The sequence below is a fragment of the Membranihabitans marinus genome, assembly GCF_019802045.1.
In the GTDB taxonomy this organism is placed as follows: Bacteria; Bacteroidota; Bacteroidia; order Chitinophagales; family Saprospiraceae; genus Membranihabitans; species Membranihabitans marinus_A.
In genome coordinates, this window is sequence record NZ_JAHVHU010000015.1 from 109,549 (window position 1) to 128,580 (window position 19,032).

The 19,032-nt window shown below is 44.8% G+C and carries 13 protein-coding genes; 10 read left to right on the forward strand and 3 right to left on the reverse strand.

The window, feature by feature from the left end; all coding sequences use genetic code 11:
• Positions 1 to 9: 9 nt before the first annotated feature.
• Positions 10 to 954 (reverse strand): phytanoyl-CoA dioxygenase family protein, encoded by a 945-nt coding sequence (locus KUV50_RS15455; protein WP_222581084.1) that lies wholly within the window; start codon positions 952 to 954, stop codon positions 10 to 12.
• A gap of 223 nt (positions 955 to 1,177) precedes the next feature.
• Between KUV50_RS15455 and KUV50_RS15460 the strand changes: the two genes are divergently transcribed.
• From KUV50_RS15460 to KUV50_RS15490, 7 genes are all read left to right on the forward strand, one after another.
• Positions 1,178 to 4,318, forward strand: coding sequence for a SusC/RagA family TonB-linked outer membrane protein (locus KUV50_RS15460; RefSeq protein ID WP_222581085.1), 3,141 nt, complete (start codon positions 1,178 to 1,180; stop codon positions 4,316 to 4,318).
• 43 nt (positions 4,319 to 4,361) lie between these two features.
• On the forward strand, positions 4,362 to 6,128 hold the full coding sequence (locus KUV50_RS15465; protein ID WP_222581086.1) for a RagB/SusD family nutrient uptake outer membrane protein: 1,767 nt from the start codon (positions 4,362 to 4,364) through the stop codon (positions 6,126 to 6,128).
• A gap of 12 nt (positions 6,129 to 6,140) precedes the next feature.
• A complete protein-coding gene (locus KUV50_RS15470) occupies positions 6,141 to 8,330 on the forward strand; it encodes an alpha/beta fold hydrolase (RefSeq protein ID WP_222581087.1) in 2,190 nt (729 codons plus the stop codon).
• A gap of 373 nt (positions 8,331 to 8,703) precedes the next feature.
• Complete coding sequence (locus KUV50_RS15475; RefSeq protein WP_222581088.1) at positions 8,704 to 11,787, forward strand: SusC/RagA family TonB-linked outer membrane protein; 3,084 nt, start codon at positions 8,704 to 8,706, stop codon at positions 11,785 to 11,787.
• A 47-nt stretch (positions 11,788 to 11,834) separates the two neighbouring features.
• Positions 11,835 to 13,550 (forward strand): RagB/SusD family nutrient uptake outer membrane protein, encoded by a 1,716-nt coding sequence (locus tag KUV50_RS15480; protein WP_222581089.1) that lies wholly within the window; start codon positions 11,835 to 11,837, stop codon positions 13,548 to 13,550.
• A 310-nt stretch (positions 13,551 to 13,860) separates the two neighbouring features.
• The gene (locus KUV50_RS15485) at positions 13,861 to 15,270 is read left to right on the forward strand and encodes a hypothetical protein (protein ID WP_222581090.1); all 1,410 of its coding nucleotides are present in this window, start codon (positions 13,861 to 13,863) and stop codon (positions 15,268 to 15,270) included.
• A 52-nt stretch (positions 15,271 to 15,322) separates the two neighbouring features.
• A complete protein-coding gene (locus KUV50_RS15490; RefSeq protein ID WP_222581091.1) occupies positions 15,323 to 16,321 on the forward strand; it encodes a hypothetical protein in 999 nt (332 codons plus the stop codon).
• 22 nt (positions 16,322 to 16,343) lie between these two features.
• Here the strand turns inward: KUV50_RS15490 and KUV50_RS15495 are convergent, their stop codons facing one another.
• Positions 16,344 to 16,514, reverse strand: a complete 171-nt coding sequence (locus KUV50_RS15495) for a hypothetical protein (RefSeq protein ID WP_222581092.1) — start codon at positions 16,512 to 16,514, stop codon at positions 16,344 to 16,346.
• A 251-nt stretch (positions 16,515 to 16,765) separates the two neighbouring features.
• Between KUV50_RS15495 and KUV50_RS15500 the strand changes: the two genes are divergently transcribed.
• The 3 genes from KUV50_RS15500 to KUV50_RS15510 are packed head-to-tail and all read left to right on the forward strand — an operon-like array spanning position 16,766 to position 17,647.
• Complete coding sequence (locus tag KUV50_RS15500) at positions 16,766 to 16,969, forward strand: hypothetical protein (RefSeq protein ID WP_222581093.1); 204 nt, start codon at positions 16,766 to 16,768, stop codon at positions 16,967 to 16,969.
• A 4-nt stretch (positions 16,970 to 16,973) separates the two neighbouring features.
• Positions 16,974 to 17,231, forward strand: coding sequence for a DUF6364 family protein (locus KUV50_RS15505; RefSeq protein ID WP_222581094.1), 258 nt, complete (start codon positions 16,974 to 16,976; stop codon positions 17,229 to 17,231).
• Complete coding sequence (locus KUV50_RS15510) at positions 17,228 to 17,647, forward strand: type II toxin-antitoxin system VapC family toxin (protein ID WP_222581095.1); 420 nt, start codon at positions 17,228 to 17,230, stop codon at positions 17,645 to 17,647. Before KUV50_RS15505 ends, KUV50_RS15510 begins: the two co-directional genes overlap by 4 nt.
• A 20-nt stretch (positions 17,648 to 17,667) precedes the next feature.
• Here KUV50_RS15510 and KUV50_RS15515 read toward each other — a convergent pair whose 3' ends face one another.
• The gene (locus KUV50_RS15515) at positions 17,668 to 18,984 is read right to left on the reverse strand and encodes a BNR-4 repeat-containing protein (protein WP_222581096.1); all 1,317 of its coding nucleotides are present in this window, start codon (positions 18,982 to 18,984) and stop codon (positions 17,668 to 17,670) included.
• Positions 18,985 to 19,032 lie beyond the last annotated feature (48 nt).

A 19,032-nucleotide genomic window follows, 5' to 3' on the forward strand; every position in this document is an offset into this window, starting at 1 on the left:
ATAAAGCACTCACCAACGATCCACCCCCAATAGTTTTTTGCCCAGCGCACTCAACGCTGCCCGAGAATACTTTGTTTGTTCCCATTTCCTGGGGTCCCCCGGGAAGGCATAGCCTTCGGGTGGGATTCTATTTTTCCAGGAGTTTATTCGCCATTCCCGTAACGCGGTGTTTTGTTCATCGGCTGGCATCATAGCGATGTATTGGGCGATGCGAACTTTATCTTTTGATTTATTGGGTCGGATGCCATGGGGGAGCAGACTATTGAAAATCAATAAATCACCTGCCTCCATGGCTGTTTTTTCGATTTTATCCTCCAGACCGGAGATATCCGGCATAAAGTGATTTCGATCTTCCGGTTGGGTCTTTTTCCATTCTTCATAATTCCTATACAGCCAGGGGATGCACTGAAAACCACCCATGTTTTTATCGGTTTGATCGGATAGTGCAAGCACGCCCTGTACGTTCACCGGATTATCTTCCGGGTCATAATCCCAGTGGATAAATCCTTTACTCGTTTGGCCGGATTGAAGCGGAAGATTGAGGTTGGCGCGGTCGATCGTTACACAAAGTTTCTCCGTACCCCAGATGTCCACAAAAGCATTGTATATCCGGCGGGATTGCCGGTTGTTCCACAGCAGTTGATGATGATACAGTTCGACCATGCCGGTACCGACCAGCTCTTTCATTTGCATTTCAGCTCTTGGCGGGGTATACCAGGTCGAAGGATCTTTCGGATCTTTTTCTTCGAATTCCCATATCAACCGGGCTGTTGCTTCAGCCTGGTGTCCGGGTATGGCTTTTTTGATGATGACATAGCCCTGGTTTTCCCAAAAATCCCATTGGTTTTCAGTCAGAATACGAAGTGGGGTATTTTGGTCTCTTTTGTTTAATCCAATGGAACTGCTTTTTGCGGTCGATGGATTGCCTGGTATATCCAAATTGTCTTTGATCATGGTTTTGCATTTTAAATGGATAACTCCCTGTTACAGACAATATAACCATATTCTGGAACCCATTCAACATCTGCTGATAAAACAAAACTGGAAAGAATTATTTGGAAGTTAAAATTTTTAATACTATCTTGGTGTACGTTACCGAAAAGATCACTATGATTTAATGCCCGATCTATCGCAAGGTCTTTGTCGGAGAATGCTCTTATTACTAAAATATATGGAAATGATAAAGCAAGTATTCCTTAATTTCATTTGGATCTCTCTTTTTTTACTGGTTGCAGTACCGACAGGTTTTTCTTCAGATGTGTTGACGGTGAATACAGGAGAGGATTTAAGTCAGAACAATTTTGTTGGCGGCGTATCCGGTAAGGTTACCGATGAGGAAGGTGAGCCCTTGATCGGGGTGAATGTCGTGGTACAGGATAGCAACAACGGTACATCGACTGATTTTGACGGGAATTATATGCTGGAGAATGTGGATGACGACGCTGTTTTGGTGTTTTCCTACGTCGGATACCAGACACAGGAAGTAGAAGTAGAGGGTCGGTCTGTGATTGATGTCAATATGGTTTCTGATGCGCAGTTATTAGATGAATTGGTCGTTGTAGGTTACGGAACGGTGAAGAAAAGTGATTTAACAGGATCTGTTCAAAGACTTAGTGGAGAAAAATTTGAGAATCAAAATTTAACTCAAGTTGGAGAAATGCTAGCAGGCACGGTAGCAGGTTTCTCAGCAAATCAAAGTGCTTCACCAGCCGGCGGAAGTTCTATGGAGATCCGAGGCCCTACATCTCTTACAGCAGGAACATCGCCTATGATCGTACTAGATGGCGTGATCTATAATGGTAGTCTCCGAGATATTAATCCGGCAGATATTGCGACGATTGATATACTAAAAGATGCCAGTTCTGCTGCTATTTTTGGGGCAGAAGCTGCCTCTGGTGTGGTATTGATTACCACTGTCAAAGGAAAAGCTGGGAAACCTGTCATCAATTTTTCGACTAAATTCGGGATAGCTCAGCCAACATATGCCCGAAAGCCCTATAGTCCGGAGGAATTCATCCAGTTTAGAGCGGATTATTTCAGAACCATTAATCCTGGGCAGAATTATGACTATTACACCAATCCTGAGAACTTGCCCGAGAACTTATCAGTCAGTGAATGGCGAGACTTGAGTCAAAGTCCATTACCGGATAATACGGATGAATATCTGAGACGATTAAATTTTTTCCCGATTGAACAAGAACAGTATAAAGCAGGGCAAACCACGGATTGGTATGACGTTGTAATAAGAAATGGAGTCCGTCAGTCGCATGACCTGAGCTTAAGCGGCGGAAGTGATAGAACAAATTATTACTGGTCTTTGGGCTATGTAGATAATGAGGGCTTGCGGTTAGGGGATGAGTACTCTGCAATCAGATCGAGAATGAATGTAGATTTCGATGTGACAGACTGGTTGAATGTGGGAGTCAATGCGCAGTTTTCTGATCGAGATGAGGGGGGTGTGCCGGCAAGTTACGTTATATATTCAAACAGCCCCTATGGACGCGTGTATAGTCCCAACGGCAACTTAGAGCGATTGGCACACGGACATACTTTTAACCCGTTAATTAATTATTTCAGGGATGACCGCTATCGCAAGGTGAATAGCCTTTTTACAAATTTATTTGCAGATGTTAAACTACCATTGGACATCACGTACAAACTTTCATTTCAACCGCGATATGAAACAATGAAAGAATTATTTTTTCGGTCCACAGATCCACGACTTGGTGGCGACCCGGCTCAGGATCAAAGCATCGGGCGGCGTAATGAATACTCGCGACAAGAATGGATATTGGATAATATATTGAAGTGGAACGGGGAGTTTGGAGCCCATGATTTTGATGTCACATTATTGTATAGCGCTGAACAAAATAAATTTTGGAGCACACAGCAGGCCAACCAGAATATTAGTCCAAATGAAGAATTAGGCTATCACGGATTGCAGTTTGGTGACGGACCGACTATAGATAATAACGATCGAATTTTTACTGGTGAGGCTTTTATGGCCCGTATAAACTATACGTTGATGGATAAGTATTTGCTGACGGCATCCATTAGACGGGATGGATATTCTGCATTCGGCCAGGAGCAACCTCGAGCTACTTTTCCCGCTGCAGCTTTGGCATGGCAGATATCCCGGGAAAATTTCTATGACGAAGACTGGTTTGTTAATCGGTTAAAGCTTCGACTCTCGTGGGGAAGTAACGGGAACAGAGACATCGGAATATATTCTGCGCTGGCTCGGTTGAATTCAGATTTATGGTTTGATGGCACGACGCCCAGGGTCGGCTTGTATAATTCTACTTTGGCGAATCCCGGTCTGGTTTGGGAGAAAACGAATTCGTTTAATATTGGCCTGGATATTGGCTTGATGGCGGACCGGTTTGATCTAAGCATCGATGTCTATGATGCCACCACCACCAATTTGTTGATGAATAGAAGATTGCCTATCCTCACTGGATTTACGAATATAACAACCAATTTAGGAAAATTGAGTAATAAAGGTGTGGAACTCACTTTCAATTCCAATAACATTACAGCCGCGGATTTCAAATGGAATTCTAGCTTTGTCTTTTCTCTGAACAGGAATAAAATTATAGCCCTTTTTGGAGACAAAGGAGAGTATACTTTGCTTGGGGAACAAAGAAATGGAGAGTTACCTGATTATTCCAATCAGTGGTTTCCCGGATACGCCATCGATGCAGTCTGGGATTACGAGAGAGTTGGAGTCTGGCAGGTAGGTGAAGAGGATGAAGCCGCCAAGTATGTGATGCGACCGGGAGATTTTAAGTCAGTGGATGTAAATCAAGATGGCAAATACAGACCCGAAGATGATAAGCAATTCATTGGATTCAGACAGCCACGATTTAGACTGGGCCTAGGAAATGATTTTAGTATTCTTGAAAATTGGACCTTATCCGTATTTCTCCGGGCAGATCTCGGTCACATTGGAGCGGAATCGGGGGCACTGAATCCAGGAAATGAATCCAATGACCGACGCGGTCGGAATGTCGGTCCATTACCCTATTGGACCCCACAAAACCCAATTAATGATTATGCGAGACTGGACCTTCACACCGGCGGGTATGGGGGTGGAATACAAATATATCGACCACGATCGTTTTTCCGGTTGCAGGATATTTCTTTGTCATATCGGGTGCCTTCGGATCTGGTAGAAATGATAAAAATCGAAAATCTCAGAGTTTTCGCTTCTGCTCGTAACGTAGTGACTGTAACTAAATGGCCAAACTGGGATCCTGAATCGGGTTCTGCACCCATGCCAAAGTCATACAATTTTGGAATTAATTTGTCTTTATAATTAGATGCATAAAGATGTCATTGTCTTTATTAATAATAATATTATGAACATTAGAACAAAAATTCATTACATATTTATACTGATTCTGTTTGTCCAGTTTTCCTGCAAGGACGAATGGCTCGAACCCGAACCATTGTCTTTTTATTCCCCGGGGAATGCATATGTTGATGAGGACGGATTTGAAGCTCTTTTGGTGAAAATGAGAAAGGATATCAGACGGGAAGTCTCAGGAGGTAATGGCGGGTATCATTTTTTTGCGATGGAATATACCTTGTCTGATTTGGCCATTTCTATTTTTCCTTCTGATTTAAGAATCCTTACACCGAGCAATGGACCCACGTGGCCATATCTTAAAATGTTCAACGATGTTTATGGCTTTATCAAAAATTCTAATGTTCTTATTTCCAACATAGATAATATAGAATGGGAGGATCAATCCGTCCGCGATCGCCTTCTAGCCGAGGCATTCTGGCATCGAGCCTACTGGTATTACCGGTTGGTGCATACTTATGGTGACGTTCCTTGGGTCGGTGAGGAGATTAAAGGCGCGAAACTGGACTTTCAAACGTACTCCAGAACAGCTATTTTGAACAAATTACAATCAGATTTGGAGTGGGCTTCAGATAAATTACCTGAAGCAGCACAGCGGTTGGGTGATGTAACAAAGGGTGCTGTAGATCACCTTCTCACCAAAGTTTACTTGGCGAACTCTGACTTTGATGCTGCTATTGCGAAAGCTACAGATGTGATAAATGGGCCCTATAGTCTGATGACGGAGCGGTTTGGAATAGATGCGGATAATCCGGATAAGAACGTACAATGGGACCTGCACCGGTGGCAGAACAGAAACATTGCTCAAAACACGGAGACAATATACGCTACGATTGATCGACCAGATGGTCCCCCAGATTCTCGTTCCGGCGGGGTGTATTCCAACCGAAGATACACGCCTTCGTACTGGAAGGTTTTAGAAAGTACGGGTCAGAGAGCGCATAATTGGAGTACACCAGGAAGTGATACACTGGGTATAGGAAATGCCGATGTACGAACCAATGTTTTTTGGCATTATGCAATTTGGGAGGACGAAGATTATTCCTGGGAAAACACACCAGACCTTCGACGAGCGGATGAAAATTGGATTGAAATGGAAGAAATTTTGGTCAATGCACCCAATTCTCCTCAATTTGGAGAGCCTTTAAGCAAGGAGTTTTATGGAAGCTTAACCGATACATTTGATACCTGGTACCCTTGGCCACAATATAAAACATTTGTATTGACGCCAAACACACGATTGCCAGTCGGAGGGGAAGCAGATTGGTATATCTTCCGGTTAGCAGAGACGTACTTGCTTCGAGCTGAAGCATATTTGTGGAAGGGTGAATTAGCCCTTGCAGCGAATGATATTAACGCTGTTCGTGAACGGTCAAACGCACCTTTGATTTCTGTTGAAGAGGTGGACATTGATTTTGTTTTTGATGAGCGAGCGAGGGAATTGTACATGGAATCACCACGACACAATGAAATGGTAAGAGTTTCTTACATCATGGCAAAAGGAAATAAGAACGGATATAATTTGGAGACCTTTAGTGAATCCAATTGGTTCTATGATCGGGTAATGAGATTAAATACTCATTATCACGACCCTAACCCGCCAGTATGGCGCGGAGCTGTAGCATTTATTTCACCGTACAATGTATTACTGCCCATTCCACAAAGTGTTATTGAAGCAAATACCAAAGCTGTTGTGAATCAGAATAAGGGGTACGACGGTGCTGAAAACAATGTGGAACCAGTCCAGACTATTGAATAAAACAGCTTTCGCATGAGGAGTATTGTTATATTATTGGCATTTGCATTGTTGACTTCTTTGTCTGTCAATGCTCAAGACTTAATAAACGATGCCAAAAAGATAGAGGAACTCCCGGATATGCCCTTTTTACCTGACCCCCTGGTGTTCATGAACCAGACAGGGCAACAGGTAGATGTCGATAATGAACTGCTGTGGGAAGCGAAGAGGGATCGGATTAAATCCCAATACCAATACTGGGTATCGGGGTCACTACCCCCTGCGCCGGATAAAATTTATCCGGAAGTATTATCAGAACGACGTGAAAATGGAGTGCTGATTCGCACCGTGATTATCCGGTTTGGTCCGGATAGAAAAGCGCAGATAACTGTTGAGTTAATGATTCCACCACTCGAAGGTAAACTCCCCGTTTTTATGACACAATGGAATCATCGTGGTTGGGCTCAGGTGGCCGTTCGCAGAGGGTACATAGGGTGTGTGTATGCAGGTGCGGATGCCAAAGATGATACAAAAAATTATAGCGACATTTTTTCTGAATATGATTTTGCGACCTTGATGAAACGTGCATGGGGGAGTCACAGAGTCGTTGATTATTTATATACGTTGCCGCAAGTGGATACCGATAAGATCGCTCTAACCGGTCATTCCAGAAATGGAAAACAATCGTTGATGGCTGCTGCTTTTGATGATCGCATAGCTGCTGTCGTTAGTAGTAGCGGAGGAACTGGAGGAGAAAGCCTCTTCAGATTTACAGATGAACGTTTTGATACCGAGTCCGTAGAAGAGATTACCAGAAAATTTCCATACTGGTTCCATCCACGATTAAGGTTGTTCTCCGGTCGAGAACATAAGCTACCTGTTGATCAAAACTCTTTAATGGCTCTGATTGCACCGCGTGGACTAATGCTGAGCTCTGCAATTACTGAGCATCAAGGCAATCCATGGGCTATAGAGAAAGCATACAAATCAGTAAAAAAAGTTTACCAACTGCTCGACAAAGAGGAGAACATCGCGATCAATCTCCGTGGAGGACGCCATGCCACAGCAGCTCGTGATATCGAAGACTTTATCGATTTTTTTGATTATGTGTTCGGGAGGTCGCACATTGCCCCAAGCAATAAACTTTTTTATGATTATTCATTTGAGAAATGGAAGACCTTAAGCGGAGTATCGCTCAATGTGGATGATTTTCCAATCGTGTCAGATAAAGATAGCAAGCAAATAGAAAGCGCACTTGATCGCGAGAATAGACTAAAGATCCAGGAACAATTAAAAAAGTTACTGGGTGAGGAACCCGCCGGAGTTTTTAACACCTCTACCTTAAGCTGGGCTCATCGCAAGTCCGAAGATGATTACCTGGGAGATGTTATTGGTGAGCCGAAATGGGAAGGGATGAAAAAAATGCTCATCCGACCTTATAACTCCATGGGTGATTATCTTTGGGCAAATTTGTACTTACCTAGTAATGTTGAAATAGAACACGAGAGCGTAAAAGGAAAGTATCCGCTGGTGGTATTTCTGCATGAGTATTCTTATCCCACGGGCTATCGTCGTAGGATTACCCCATTGCTTAAGAAATTTACTGCTCAGGGATTTGCAGTACTGGCCTTCGATATGATTGGGTTTGGAACTCGAATTGATGAAGCCGGACTGTTTTACAATCGTTACCCCAATTGGTCATTGATGGGAAAAATGGTGGCCGATACCCGCAATGTTATAAACGACGCCGTCGAAAGAATTGAGTTTGTTGATTCGAATCAGGTGTATTTGTGTGGTTATAGTTTGGGTGGAACCGTTGCATTGTTCACCGCAGCCTTGGATGCCCGGGTGAAAGGGGTTGCCGTGGCAAGTAGTTTTGGCTCATTTAGAAATACAGATCCGGCTATAGAAGGCAACAAGCATTATTCACATTTGCATGGTCTGATTCCAAAACTTGGGTTTTTTGAAAGCAATGAAGACCGGATACCCATTGACTTTGATGATGTATTAAAAAGTATTGCTCCCCGACCCCTATATATTGAATCACCCGCCCTGGACCGACATCATCCGAGAGCCCATGTTGAAAAAATGGTGAGACCGGTTTTAAAGTTGTATAAAGATCTGGGGTATGACCATAACATCGAATTCCGGCAATCTCAAACCTATGACCAGTTTACGGGAGCTATGATGGACGATATGATTCAATGGATGAAGGAGCTTAAGTGAATATATGTTTTGGAGTGATAATGCGTAATTGTCGAGTGTTCCATACCCCCTAATTTTATTTTTCGGTTAACAAACCTTCTCTGCTACATCCATTGGTTTAAGTCACTATGTGGTGGGACGTGATCTCTGTTGTTCAGACCGATTGATTTTTGATCACGGCTTTCGTTATAAAAATATAGCCCTTTTACCGACAAAAGCCCCATTCTGGAACCCAACTAAAATCTCCATGTAAAGCAAATTATTAAAAAGTTTTGGAAGTTAAAATTTTTAATACTATCTTAGTGTACGTTACCGAAAAGATCACTATGATTTAATGCCCCATCTATCGCAAGGTCTTTGTCGGAGAATGCTCTTATTACTAAAATATATGGAAATGATAAAGCAAGTATTCCTTAATTTCATTTGGATCTCTCTTTTTTTACTGGTTGCAGTACCGACAGGTTTTTCTGCAGATGTGTTGACGGTGAAAACAGGAGAGGATTTAAGTCAGAACAATTTTGTTGGCGCCGTATCCGGTAAGGTTACCGATGAGGAAGGTGAGCCCTTGATCGGGGTGAATGTTGTGGTACAGGATAGCAACAACGGTACATCGACTGATTTTGACGGGAATTATATGCTGGAGAATGTGGATGACGACGCTGTTTTGGTGTTTTCCTACGTCGGATACCAGACACAGGAAGTAGAAGTAGATGGTCGGTCTGTGATTGATGTCAAGATGTCGTCCGATGCGCAGATGTTGGATGAGCTCGTGGTCATTGGTTACGGAACGGTGAAAAAAAGTGACCTGACGGGTGCGGTAGACCGAATCGAAATGGATGATAAAGAAAATCAAGCCAATGTAAATTTGCTTCAGTCGCTTTCAGGCGCCTCTGCCGGAATCAATATAGAAGGGCGCGGTGGCGCAGGAGGTCAACCTTCCTTTTCGATACGGGGTCAAACATCGCTCTCGGCCAGCAACAGTCCGCTGATCGTACTCGATGGTATCATATACAACGGGTCTGTGCGAGATATTAACATCAATGATGTGGAATCGATCGATATACTAAAAGATGCGAGTGCGGCAGCGGTATATGGTTCGCGGTCAGCAAATGGGGTGATGATTATAACGACGAAGAAAGGACGGACCGAAAAACCGGTTATTTCCTTTAATTCCTACTATGGTTTTCAGGATATGACCAATAACCCGATGCGGGTAATGAATGGGGATGAATTTGCAGTACGTCTGGTTGATTACAGTCACCAAAACCTGCTGTATCAATGGTATGGTACGAATCCGGACGGTCCCGAAGGCCGACCGGTACGGCCGGATGTGACAGATCGGAATCTGGTATCAACCTACCTTCTGACTCAAGAAGAAAAAGACAATTACCTGGCCGGAAACTATGTGGACTGGGTAGATGAAGTGCTTCAGGTAGCTCCGATGCAAAACTATAATTTGAGCTTATCCGGATCGAGTGGGGACAAGCTGAATTATTTTATTTCGGGCTCGTATACGGATGTCGAAGGTATTCAACTCAATGACCAGTACAAGCGACTTACGCTGCGTAGTAACGTCGAAAGTAATGTGAATGATTGGCTTACTCTGGGTATTAATCTGGGGTATACTTTTTCAGACTTTTCTGGGATTCCAGCCAGTTTGGCCAGTGCGCGGGTCGCGAGTCCGTTGGCTAATAATTACATAGGTCAATCATCCTATGATATTTATCTGGGCGGTGAGTTGTTCCAGCCATACCCGCTCGTCGATACATATATCGATAATTCCGACCTCCGAAATCAACTGAATATGACTGGTCGGATAAAAATAGACATTCCCTGGATCGAAGGGCTATCCAATGAATTTAATTACTCCAACCGATTTGCCAATAGTGATGTCAATACCCTGCATGGGTACAACACCCGATCTGGTGTGTCCAATAAGGGACTGGCGATCAAAAACCCTACGAAAAGCCGGGATTGGATCCTAAATAACATAGTTACTTACCTTCGGTCCTTTGGTGATCATCAGGTAAATTCCACCCTGCTGTTTAGCCGGGAAGGTCGCTCTGGAGATGCGACATTGGCCCGTGCCGAAGGATTTGATAATATTGCTCTGGGGTACAACAACATGGGGCTGGCCGAAATCTCCAGTATAAATACCTCAGCCTGGGAAGAAAGTAGTCTGGCCTTTATGGCCCGGGTCAACTACAGCTATAAATCCAGATATATGATTACAGGAACCTTTCGCCGGGACGGATTTTCCGGATTTAGTGAAGGCAATAAATGGGCGACCTTCCCCTCATTGTCATTGGCATGGGTGTTCTCCGAAGAATCAGGCTTGAAAGATCTGGGCGACTATTATGGAAAACTAAGATTGTCGTATGGACAAAATGGTAATCAGGGGGTAGGTCGATACTCAAGCTTGTCAAGAATGGCCACGAGCTATTATGTCTACAATAAATCCACAGCCATCGGTTTGTATCCCTCTACATTGGGAAATGCCGGATTGACCTGGGAAACGACGGAATCATATAATCTGGGGATTGATTTTGGTTTTTACGGAAATCGGTTGACAGGATCCGTGGATGTATATACGGCAGACACCCGCGATGTACTGGTTCGGCGTCAGTTGCCGCGTGCTGCTGGATACAGCAGTGTATGGGCCAACATTGGTGGACTGAAAAACAACGGGATAGATTTGAAACTCAATTCAATCAATTTTGATCAGTCCAAGTTCAAATGGGAAAGCCAATTTGTTTTCTCATTGAACCGGAACGAAATTACTCGTTTGTACGGTACGGAGGATGATGCAGACATCGGGAACCAATGGTTCGTGGGAGAACCGATCAGTGCCTTGTATGATTACAAAATGACGGGAGGGGTGTGGACCGAAGAGGAGTTTTTTGCAGGTGAAATTCCCTTAGAAGGCTGGCTTCCAGGTCAGTTCCGCTATGAGGACATCAATGGCGATGGTGCGATCTCTCCACAGCAAGACCGGGCGATCATCGGTTATGCGGCTCCCAGCTATCGATTTAGTATTAATAATACCTTTTCATACGGACCACTTTCGTTGAATGTAAACATAAACTCTATTCAAGGTGGAGACAATTATTACCTGGCAAACAATGCAAAGTATATTAATCCACTGTTTTACTTTCCGAACCGACACAATAATTCAGCCATTAACCAATACTGGAGACCCGATGCGCCGACCACGAATACGACCGGAATTTATAATAACCCGCCCCAGGAAAGTGGGATATACCAGAGTCGTAGTTTTGTTCGGTTGCAAGACGTGACATTGGCTTATGCGTTTGAAGATCAAGTGCTCCAAGCCCTTGGAATGAATAATCTTCAGATTTATGTGTCCAGTAAAAATCCTTATGTATGGACTAAATGGCAGGGATGGGATCCTGAAACGGGAACCAGTGATACCCCAATGATGCGAAACGTAATTGCGGGTATTCGCTTGAGTTTTTGATCGCACGCTTTGTAATTGTAAATGCTAACTGATAAATAACAACAACCATGATACATCAATTCTTTTCAACGCTACGAAATATATCGCTGACCATCAGTGTCTTGCTTTTGTTTTTGACGTCTTGCAATGAAGATATCCTGGAAGAAAAACCATTGGATTTCTTTTCTCCTGAAAATGCATTTCTCACTGAAGAAGGGGTTGTTCAGGGCATTACTGCCATCCATGAGCGGGTTCGGGATGCGTACTATTCCTTCACAAAATTCGGGACCATGAATTGGCGGGCGCATGGGAGCGATCTGGGGTATGTCGGGGAATCACCTTTACGGACACCAAACTATATCAACAGCTATAAGGATATATCTCCCACCAGAAGATATGTGGTCGATACCTGGAACACCGGATATCAGATTATACAAATGGCGAATGTATTGATTGATAAAATTCAAGACCTGGATGCGGCCGTTTTTGAGAATGGAGAGGATGGTAAAAACCTGTACCTTGGAGAAGCTCGTTTTTTCCGGGCCTGGCAGTATCGCTATCTGGTTTCTACCTATGGTGATATCCCACTGCTTACAGAGCCCGTAGAGTCCGCTAAAGCAGACTTTGTGCGGGATCCGGTTAGTGCGGTGCATGCTCAGATGGAGCAGGATTTTGAATTTGCCGCAGAGCATCTGCCAAATCCAGGCGAAGAAGCGGCACCCGGACGGATTACAAAAGGTCCAGCTATGCACTATCTGGGGGAGGTTTATTTGGAGCAAGGGAAGGCTCAGGAAGCCGTTGCTGTTCTGACAAAAGTGGTTGATAATTTTGATTATGCTTTAATGACGGATCGATTTGGGAACCTCCTCGGCAATGATGTGTTTGGTTCAGGTGATGCCTTCTTTGATTTATTTGGATTTGAGAATCACAACCTCCCAGAAAACACAGAAGACATGTGGGTGATCCAGGTAGAACCCCTGATTCAGGGCGGGGGTCAAATCAGTAGTGCGTATATCTTCGGTCCGCGGTATTTTGACCTGGGATTGACCCCGGATGGATACGAGTCCATCCTTGGGGTGAAATTCGACGGACGGTATACCGGTTATTCAGATACACTGAGCCGGGGTACTGCAAATGTTCGCGGAACCAGTCTGGTCTATTATACCATCTGGCAGGGTGACTGGGATACCGATATTCGCAATGCGGAGCATAATATAAAACGAAATTATTATTACGATAATCCCGAGTCTGCGTACGACGGCCAAAAGATCGATTTAAGTGCTTATAATCCACCGCGTCCCAATCTTCTTCAGGATACGACGAAAATACTCTACCCGATGCATACGAAGTTTTTGGATCCGTTGAATTATTTTTTACAGCCCAACCGGGCCGGTGGGGGAATCACTCACAAAGACTGGTATGCACTGAGATTTGCAGAGACGTTGTTGCTCAGAGCGGAGGCCTTTCTTGGCGTGGGAGATCCAGAGTCCGCCGCTGCTGATGTGAATCGGGTACGAAACCGGGCTGAGGCGACGCCGGTATCTGTTGCTGATATTGACATTGATTACATACTGGACGAAAGAGCCAGGGAGTTGTACGGCGAGGAATGGCGGTTGGTCACCTTACGAAGAGTTGGTAAGTTGCTGGAACGAACACTAAAATACAACGATAACCCTGCTAATCCAGGGGCTGGTATGGAACCGCACAATGTACTGTGGCCAATCCCTCAGGAACAGATTGATTTGAATGTGGATGCTGAGTTCGCACAGAACCCAGGATATTGATTAATTGTAGTTTGTGAATGATTAATTTTTAACTTAGCACATCGGACGATTGATGAATCCGGAGTAAGCGTAATGCGAGAGCCTTCTTTTTTGCTGTAACTCAGGTCAGTGGCAAAGAGGTGTACGGCGAACTTAAGCTATTGCTTCGATTTATAAATTGAGTATGCTGTTGAAGAGCGGTGAGAAAAGAATCCGTCCATAGTGTATAGTATTGATGAGTTCGTGCACTAGGAACTGTGTATCGATCTCGTAATTTGCTTATCTCTATGATGCGCAATCAAATCTTTTTCTATTTGAAAATTAATTAAGCATGATAAAATTTCAGTTCAGGAATGCACGTAGGGTACATGGGGTACCATTGATTTTAAGTGTAGTATTATTATGGTTCGTTTCATCTGAAGCAATTGCCCAATCCAACGAGGACGCTCTCCGTATTTCTACTTTTGATATCGATGTCACCCCACCGGTAGATCGGGATTATCTGACCTACGACCCGCAGGTCGGCACCTGGGATATGGGATTACGGGCAAAAGGGGTGGTCATACAGGGATCTGGAAAGCCTGTTGTACTTTGTGCTATCGACTGGATTGCTATAGGAAATGAAGGCATGGACGCCTTCAAAGGAACCTTGTCAAAGGCGGCAGGCACTACACCAGAGCGGGTCAGTGTCAATGTGCTGCATCAGCACGATGCACCTCGGTGTGATTTTGGTGCTGAACAACGAATACTGGCTGCGGGGGCTGACCCGGCCTCCTATCAACCTGTCAATTTTGATGGAACCTTTGCCCGAAAAGTCTTGCAGGAACTCCGTTCCGCAGTATCCACTTCATTGGACCAAAGCAAGCCCATTAACAAAATAGGTTTCGGAGAAGCGGAAGTGTATAAGGTGGCTTCAAACCGGAATATTTACGATGAAAAGGGGATGGTCCGGGCTACGCGCTATACGGCTACGGCTGATCCTGAATTGAGAGCCGAGCCCGAAGGCCTAATCGACCCCATGGTGTCGGTGGTTAGCTTTTGGAATGAGGAGGAACCGGTGGCCGTTCTGAGTTTTTATGCCACCCATCCGCAGAGCTATTACCGCACAGGTATCCCCAATCCTGATTTTCCGGGAATAGCGCGGTTTATGCGTCAACTGGCAGTGCCTCAGGCATTGCACATTCATTTTGACGGAGCGGGAGGAAATATTGGAGCCGGTAAGTACAATGATGGATCACCGGAGAACCGGGGAATCCTGGCCGGCCGTCTGGCCGATGGCATGAAACGGGCTTGGGAAGCTACTGAAATACAGGATATTAATTCTATGAACTGGGAAGTAGAAAAAGTCTCTCTTCCGCCCCGTAAAAACCTTTATGACATTCGGTCTGCACTGGTGAACGGAGATACGTCCTATCACAAGGACAATGGATTGGCACGGAAAATGGCTTTTCTGGATCGGATGGAACGTGGAGCGAAGATCGATATCGGTATGTTGGCTGTAAATGACGTCCGTATTCTGTATATGCCGGGAGAACTGTTTGTGGAATACCAACTGGCGGCGAAAGCGGAGCGACCCGACCTAAAGGTGGCTATGGCCGCCTATGGCGATCTGGGACCCGGATATATTGGTACTGAAGTTTCATACGAAAAAGGCGGCTATGAGGTTAGTGAGCGGGCCTCTAATGTGGACCCCAGTGTGGAAGGGGTGTTGATGGGAGCGGTTAGAAAATTGCTGAAGTAACCTGAGTCAATTGATTTTTCCGGTACCTTAAACAGCTTGTTGGTATTAAATAATGAATAAAATTCCTTTTTTACTCATTTTATGTGGATTACTGCCAGGCCTGCTTCAGGCGCAGTTTTCATCTTATCGATGGCAAAAGGTTACCGATTCTGCGGACTGGTCCAACCGGGATTCGCAAGGCGAATTAGTTCACGACGGACACATGTGGATATTCGGAGGTTGGGAATCCTCTTACGAATCACCTCCTCGAGATGTATGGAAGTCAGCCAACGGGAAAAACTGGGAACTCGTAACGGACAAGGCGCCCTGGCTGCACAGCGATCTCCCCATGTCCATCGCATTTAAGAATAAAATGTGGCTGATGGGTGGTTGGTACAATGGCCGACTGGAAGACCGTTCGGCCAGTAATCAGGTCTGGTCGTCAGTGAATGGAAAAGATTGGGACCTGGTCACGGGAAATGCCGGCTGGTCGCCACGATGTGCTGCAGCCATTGTGGAATTCAAAGGGAAGATGTGGATACTGGGAGGAACAGCACAGTACTACTATGGAGGTGATACCAGCTTGTTGAATGATGTGTGGTATTCCGAGGATGGTGAATCCTGGCAGATGGCCACTGAAAACGCCGGATGGCCGCCCCGTGCATTCCATCAGGCGGTCGTGCTCAACGATCGGATTTATGTGATGGGTGGTGGTGATTACGATCCCAAATACAAAGGATATCATGACGTATGGAGCAGTGCAGACGGTATTCACTGGCGGGAAGAAATCAAAGCAACTCCCTGGCATGATCGCATTTGGTTCTCATCGGTCGTCTGGAGGGATTACATGTGGGTCATCGGAGGGTGGTCTGGAGACCCTTATAACAACTGGCCAGACACCTGGTATTCCCGGGATGGAAAAAACTGGACAGAGCTCAAAACAGAAGGAAAACAATGGAAGGAACGACATGAACATTCTGTCTTTGTATTTGAAGATAAAATATGGATTGCCGGAGGGATGACCCCGCCTTTGGTCAATGATGTGTGGGTGCTGGATTGGTCTCCGGAGTAACCGTTGGCTGTGGAGTCACATTTTACGGCACCTTAACCCAATTCTGCTGTGTAACATTTTTCACCTCTGCCTTTTCGATGGCATACATTGGCGGTGTTTCATTTTTACCTCGGTACATGCCATTCATAAAATGACAATCATGCACGGGTGCTTCAATGCGAGCCAATGAGTGACCATTTTCCATCACGTTCATGGCGTAGATATTTTTGATGCCACAGATGGCTACCTTTTGTTAAAATTCAGAACTTTTTATTTCTAGCACTTTGTTCATACGTATAAAATTATTAATTTAGTCGTATTAAATGGGGGGGTAGGTGTTAGGACACCCCGAATCCTCGGGGCTATTAAGGGTAAGGACGTATGGCGGTATAAGATTAAAGAATGAACTGACTAAACGTGTAAAGTGCTGATTCCTTTGACCATAAGGATATAAGCTATCGTGCCATGAAGGAAGTTTGTCAGGATGAATTTGGGCTCGATAATCCCGCTTTAGCGCACTCTTCGCACGGGCTTGCCGATCCCAGGATTGGCACGGGATCGGGGAGCTTGTGGGTATGGTTGGTGCATGAGGAAGATTACCGAGCTCATATCCTGACAAATATAGTTCAGTTTTTCACTACGAACAAAGGACTACAAACTAAAAACTAATAGCATGGATGCCAAGGTCACATTATCATTTGACAAAAAAGTCATAGAAAAAGCAAAGAAGTTTGCCGCTGAACACAACATTAGTCTCTCTCGATTAACAGAATTTCTGTATCATCAGATTACGACCGGTCATTACCAGCAGTTGGAAGAGATGCCCATAGCGGACTGGGTGCAGGAGGTGGCCGAAGGACGTGCCGAGTATAAGACGCGAGCGGCCAGCCGGAAAGAAAGGAAAGATGATTATTTCCAATCCCGGAAATGAATATTTTTCTCGATGCAAACATCCTGGTTTCAGTACTCAATAAAGAGTACCCCGTCTTTACCTATTCATCTCGAATAATGAGTTTGGTGAAGTACCCACACATTCAATTGTACACAACCCCCGTCTGTCTGGCTATTGCCTGGTATTTTGCCGAAAAGAAGCATGGGCGTATTCGTGCGAATCAAAAGATGGCTCTTCTGTGTAGTCATATTGAGACAGCTGCGGTCGATCATTCAGTGGTTCAGCGAGCCTTACAAAATAAGGCCGTCGAAGACTTTGAAGACAGATTGGAATATCATTCTGCTTTGATGACTGGGTGTGAGTTTATCATCACCGAAAGTCCGGACGATTTTTATTTCTCGAAGATTCCCGTTTTAAGAGCACAGGAGTTTTTGATCCATCATGTGACGGTTTAATCCGGTTTGCTCACTAAAAGCTAGGGAAACACCATATATTTTATCGAACTGTCATAGATGGTGTAATGGATATAAGACCGGTTTTGCATCCAGAGTACCATTTTTTTATCACCCGGCTGCTGATAACGAGGTACAAACGGTCGAACATTGTCGTATTCCGAATGACGGGTGACCGGTGTGATCCCCCAGTTCTTTCCAAAATCCGGCGTTTCTCCACGAGATATTTCAAAGACTCCGTCAATCACATGAGAAAAATAGACCACCGATGGATCTACCGAGTCCAGTGTCAACCCCGCGGAATAATTCACTTCGCGCTGAGTGACATCGGGCACATCTTCGGGAAACCAGGGGCCGGAATAAATGATTTTGTGGTCGTGCCATTGTGATCCGTCAAAACGTGCATAATAATAATCATGCACTTTAAGTCGGGGATACCGGCTGTAAGCGATGATGGGATAACCTTTATCATCTGCAGCGATATCAAAGATCCAGGAACGTCCTTTTTCTTCCGTAGCCTGATAAACAACGGTGGCATCGGTTGGATGAAAGGGCAATTGCTCGATCGTGCAAATCTTTTCACCATTGGCTCTCCAGAATGCGCCGTTTTCGTAGTAGCAATAATAGACCGAATTCAGTGGTTCTACACGCGGATGGCCATCTGTAAAAACCAAGTGAATGCGTGAACCACCGTCGGAATAGTACTTCACATAAGGCCGGTTGTTCGTATCCAGCTCCGGTGAAGTGATGACGACCTGGGGGTCGGACCAGGTTTTGCCATCATCTGTGGAAGTGATCAGGTTCGGTTTGTAACCGATCCATCGACCAAATGCGTATATTTTATTGCTCTCTTTCTGAAGCCGAAAGGGGTTGGCGTACGTGTAGGTCTCTCGTTTATATTTGTCGAGTAATTCCTTTGTTTTCGGTTTAAACACGATAGGTTGTCCGAAGGTGTTAATATTCCCGGGTTCTGTCGTGGTGGATTGGATGACTCCGTTTTTTCCTCCGTGCCAGGTAAACATCGTTAGAATATTATGATCAGGTAATTCCAAAAACGCCGGATTATTGTGGTCGTCTATCTGGAGCTCCGGATAGATGATTTTATTTGAAATGTCGCCAGTGCTTAGCTCAATTGAAGCAGCTTCTACATCGCCAGTCTTCGTCACCCACCCGGTGACCACTTGTCTGTTTTCTTCGTCCCCCGCATAAATAGCGCGGGGATCACTAAACCAACACCAGGCGCCGTCTTCAGTAATCGTTTCGATCGTCTGACTTGAAAGTGTCATTGATCCGGACAGCCATACCACAAGTAAAATCCAAAATCGAATGTAAATATGCATAGTCTAAATTTATCTTGGGGGGTAAGGTAATAAATTATTGTTTACGTA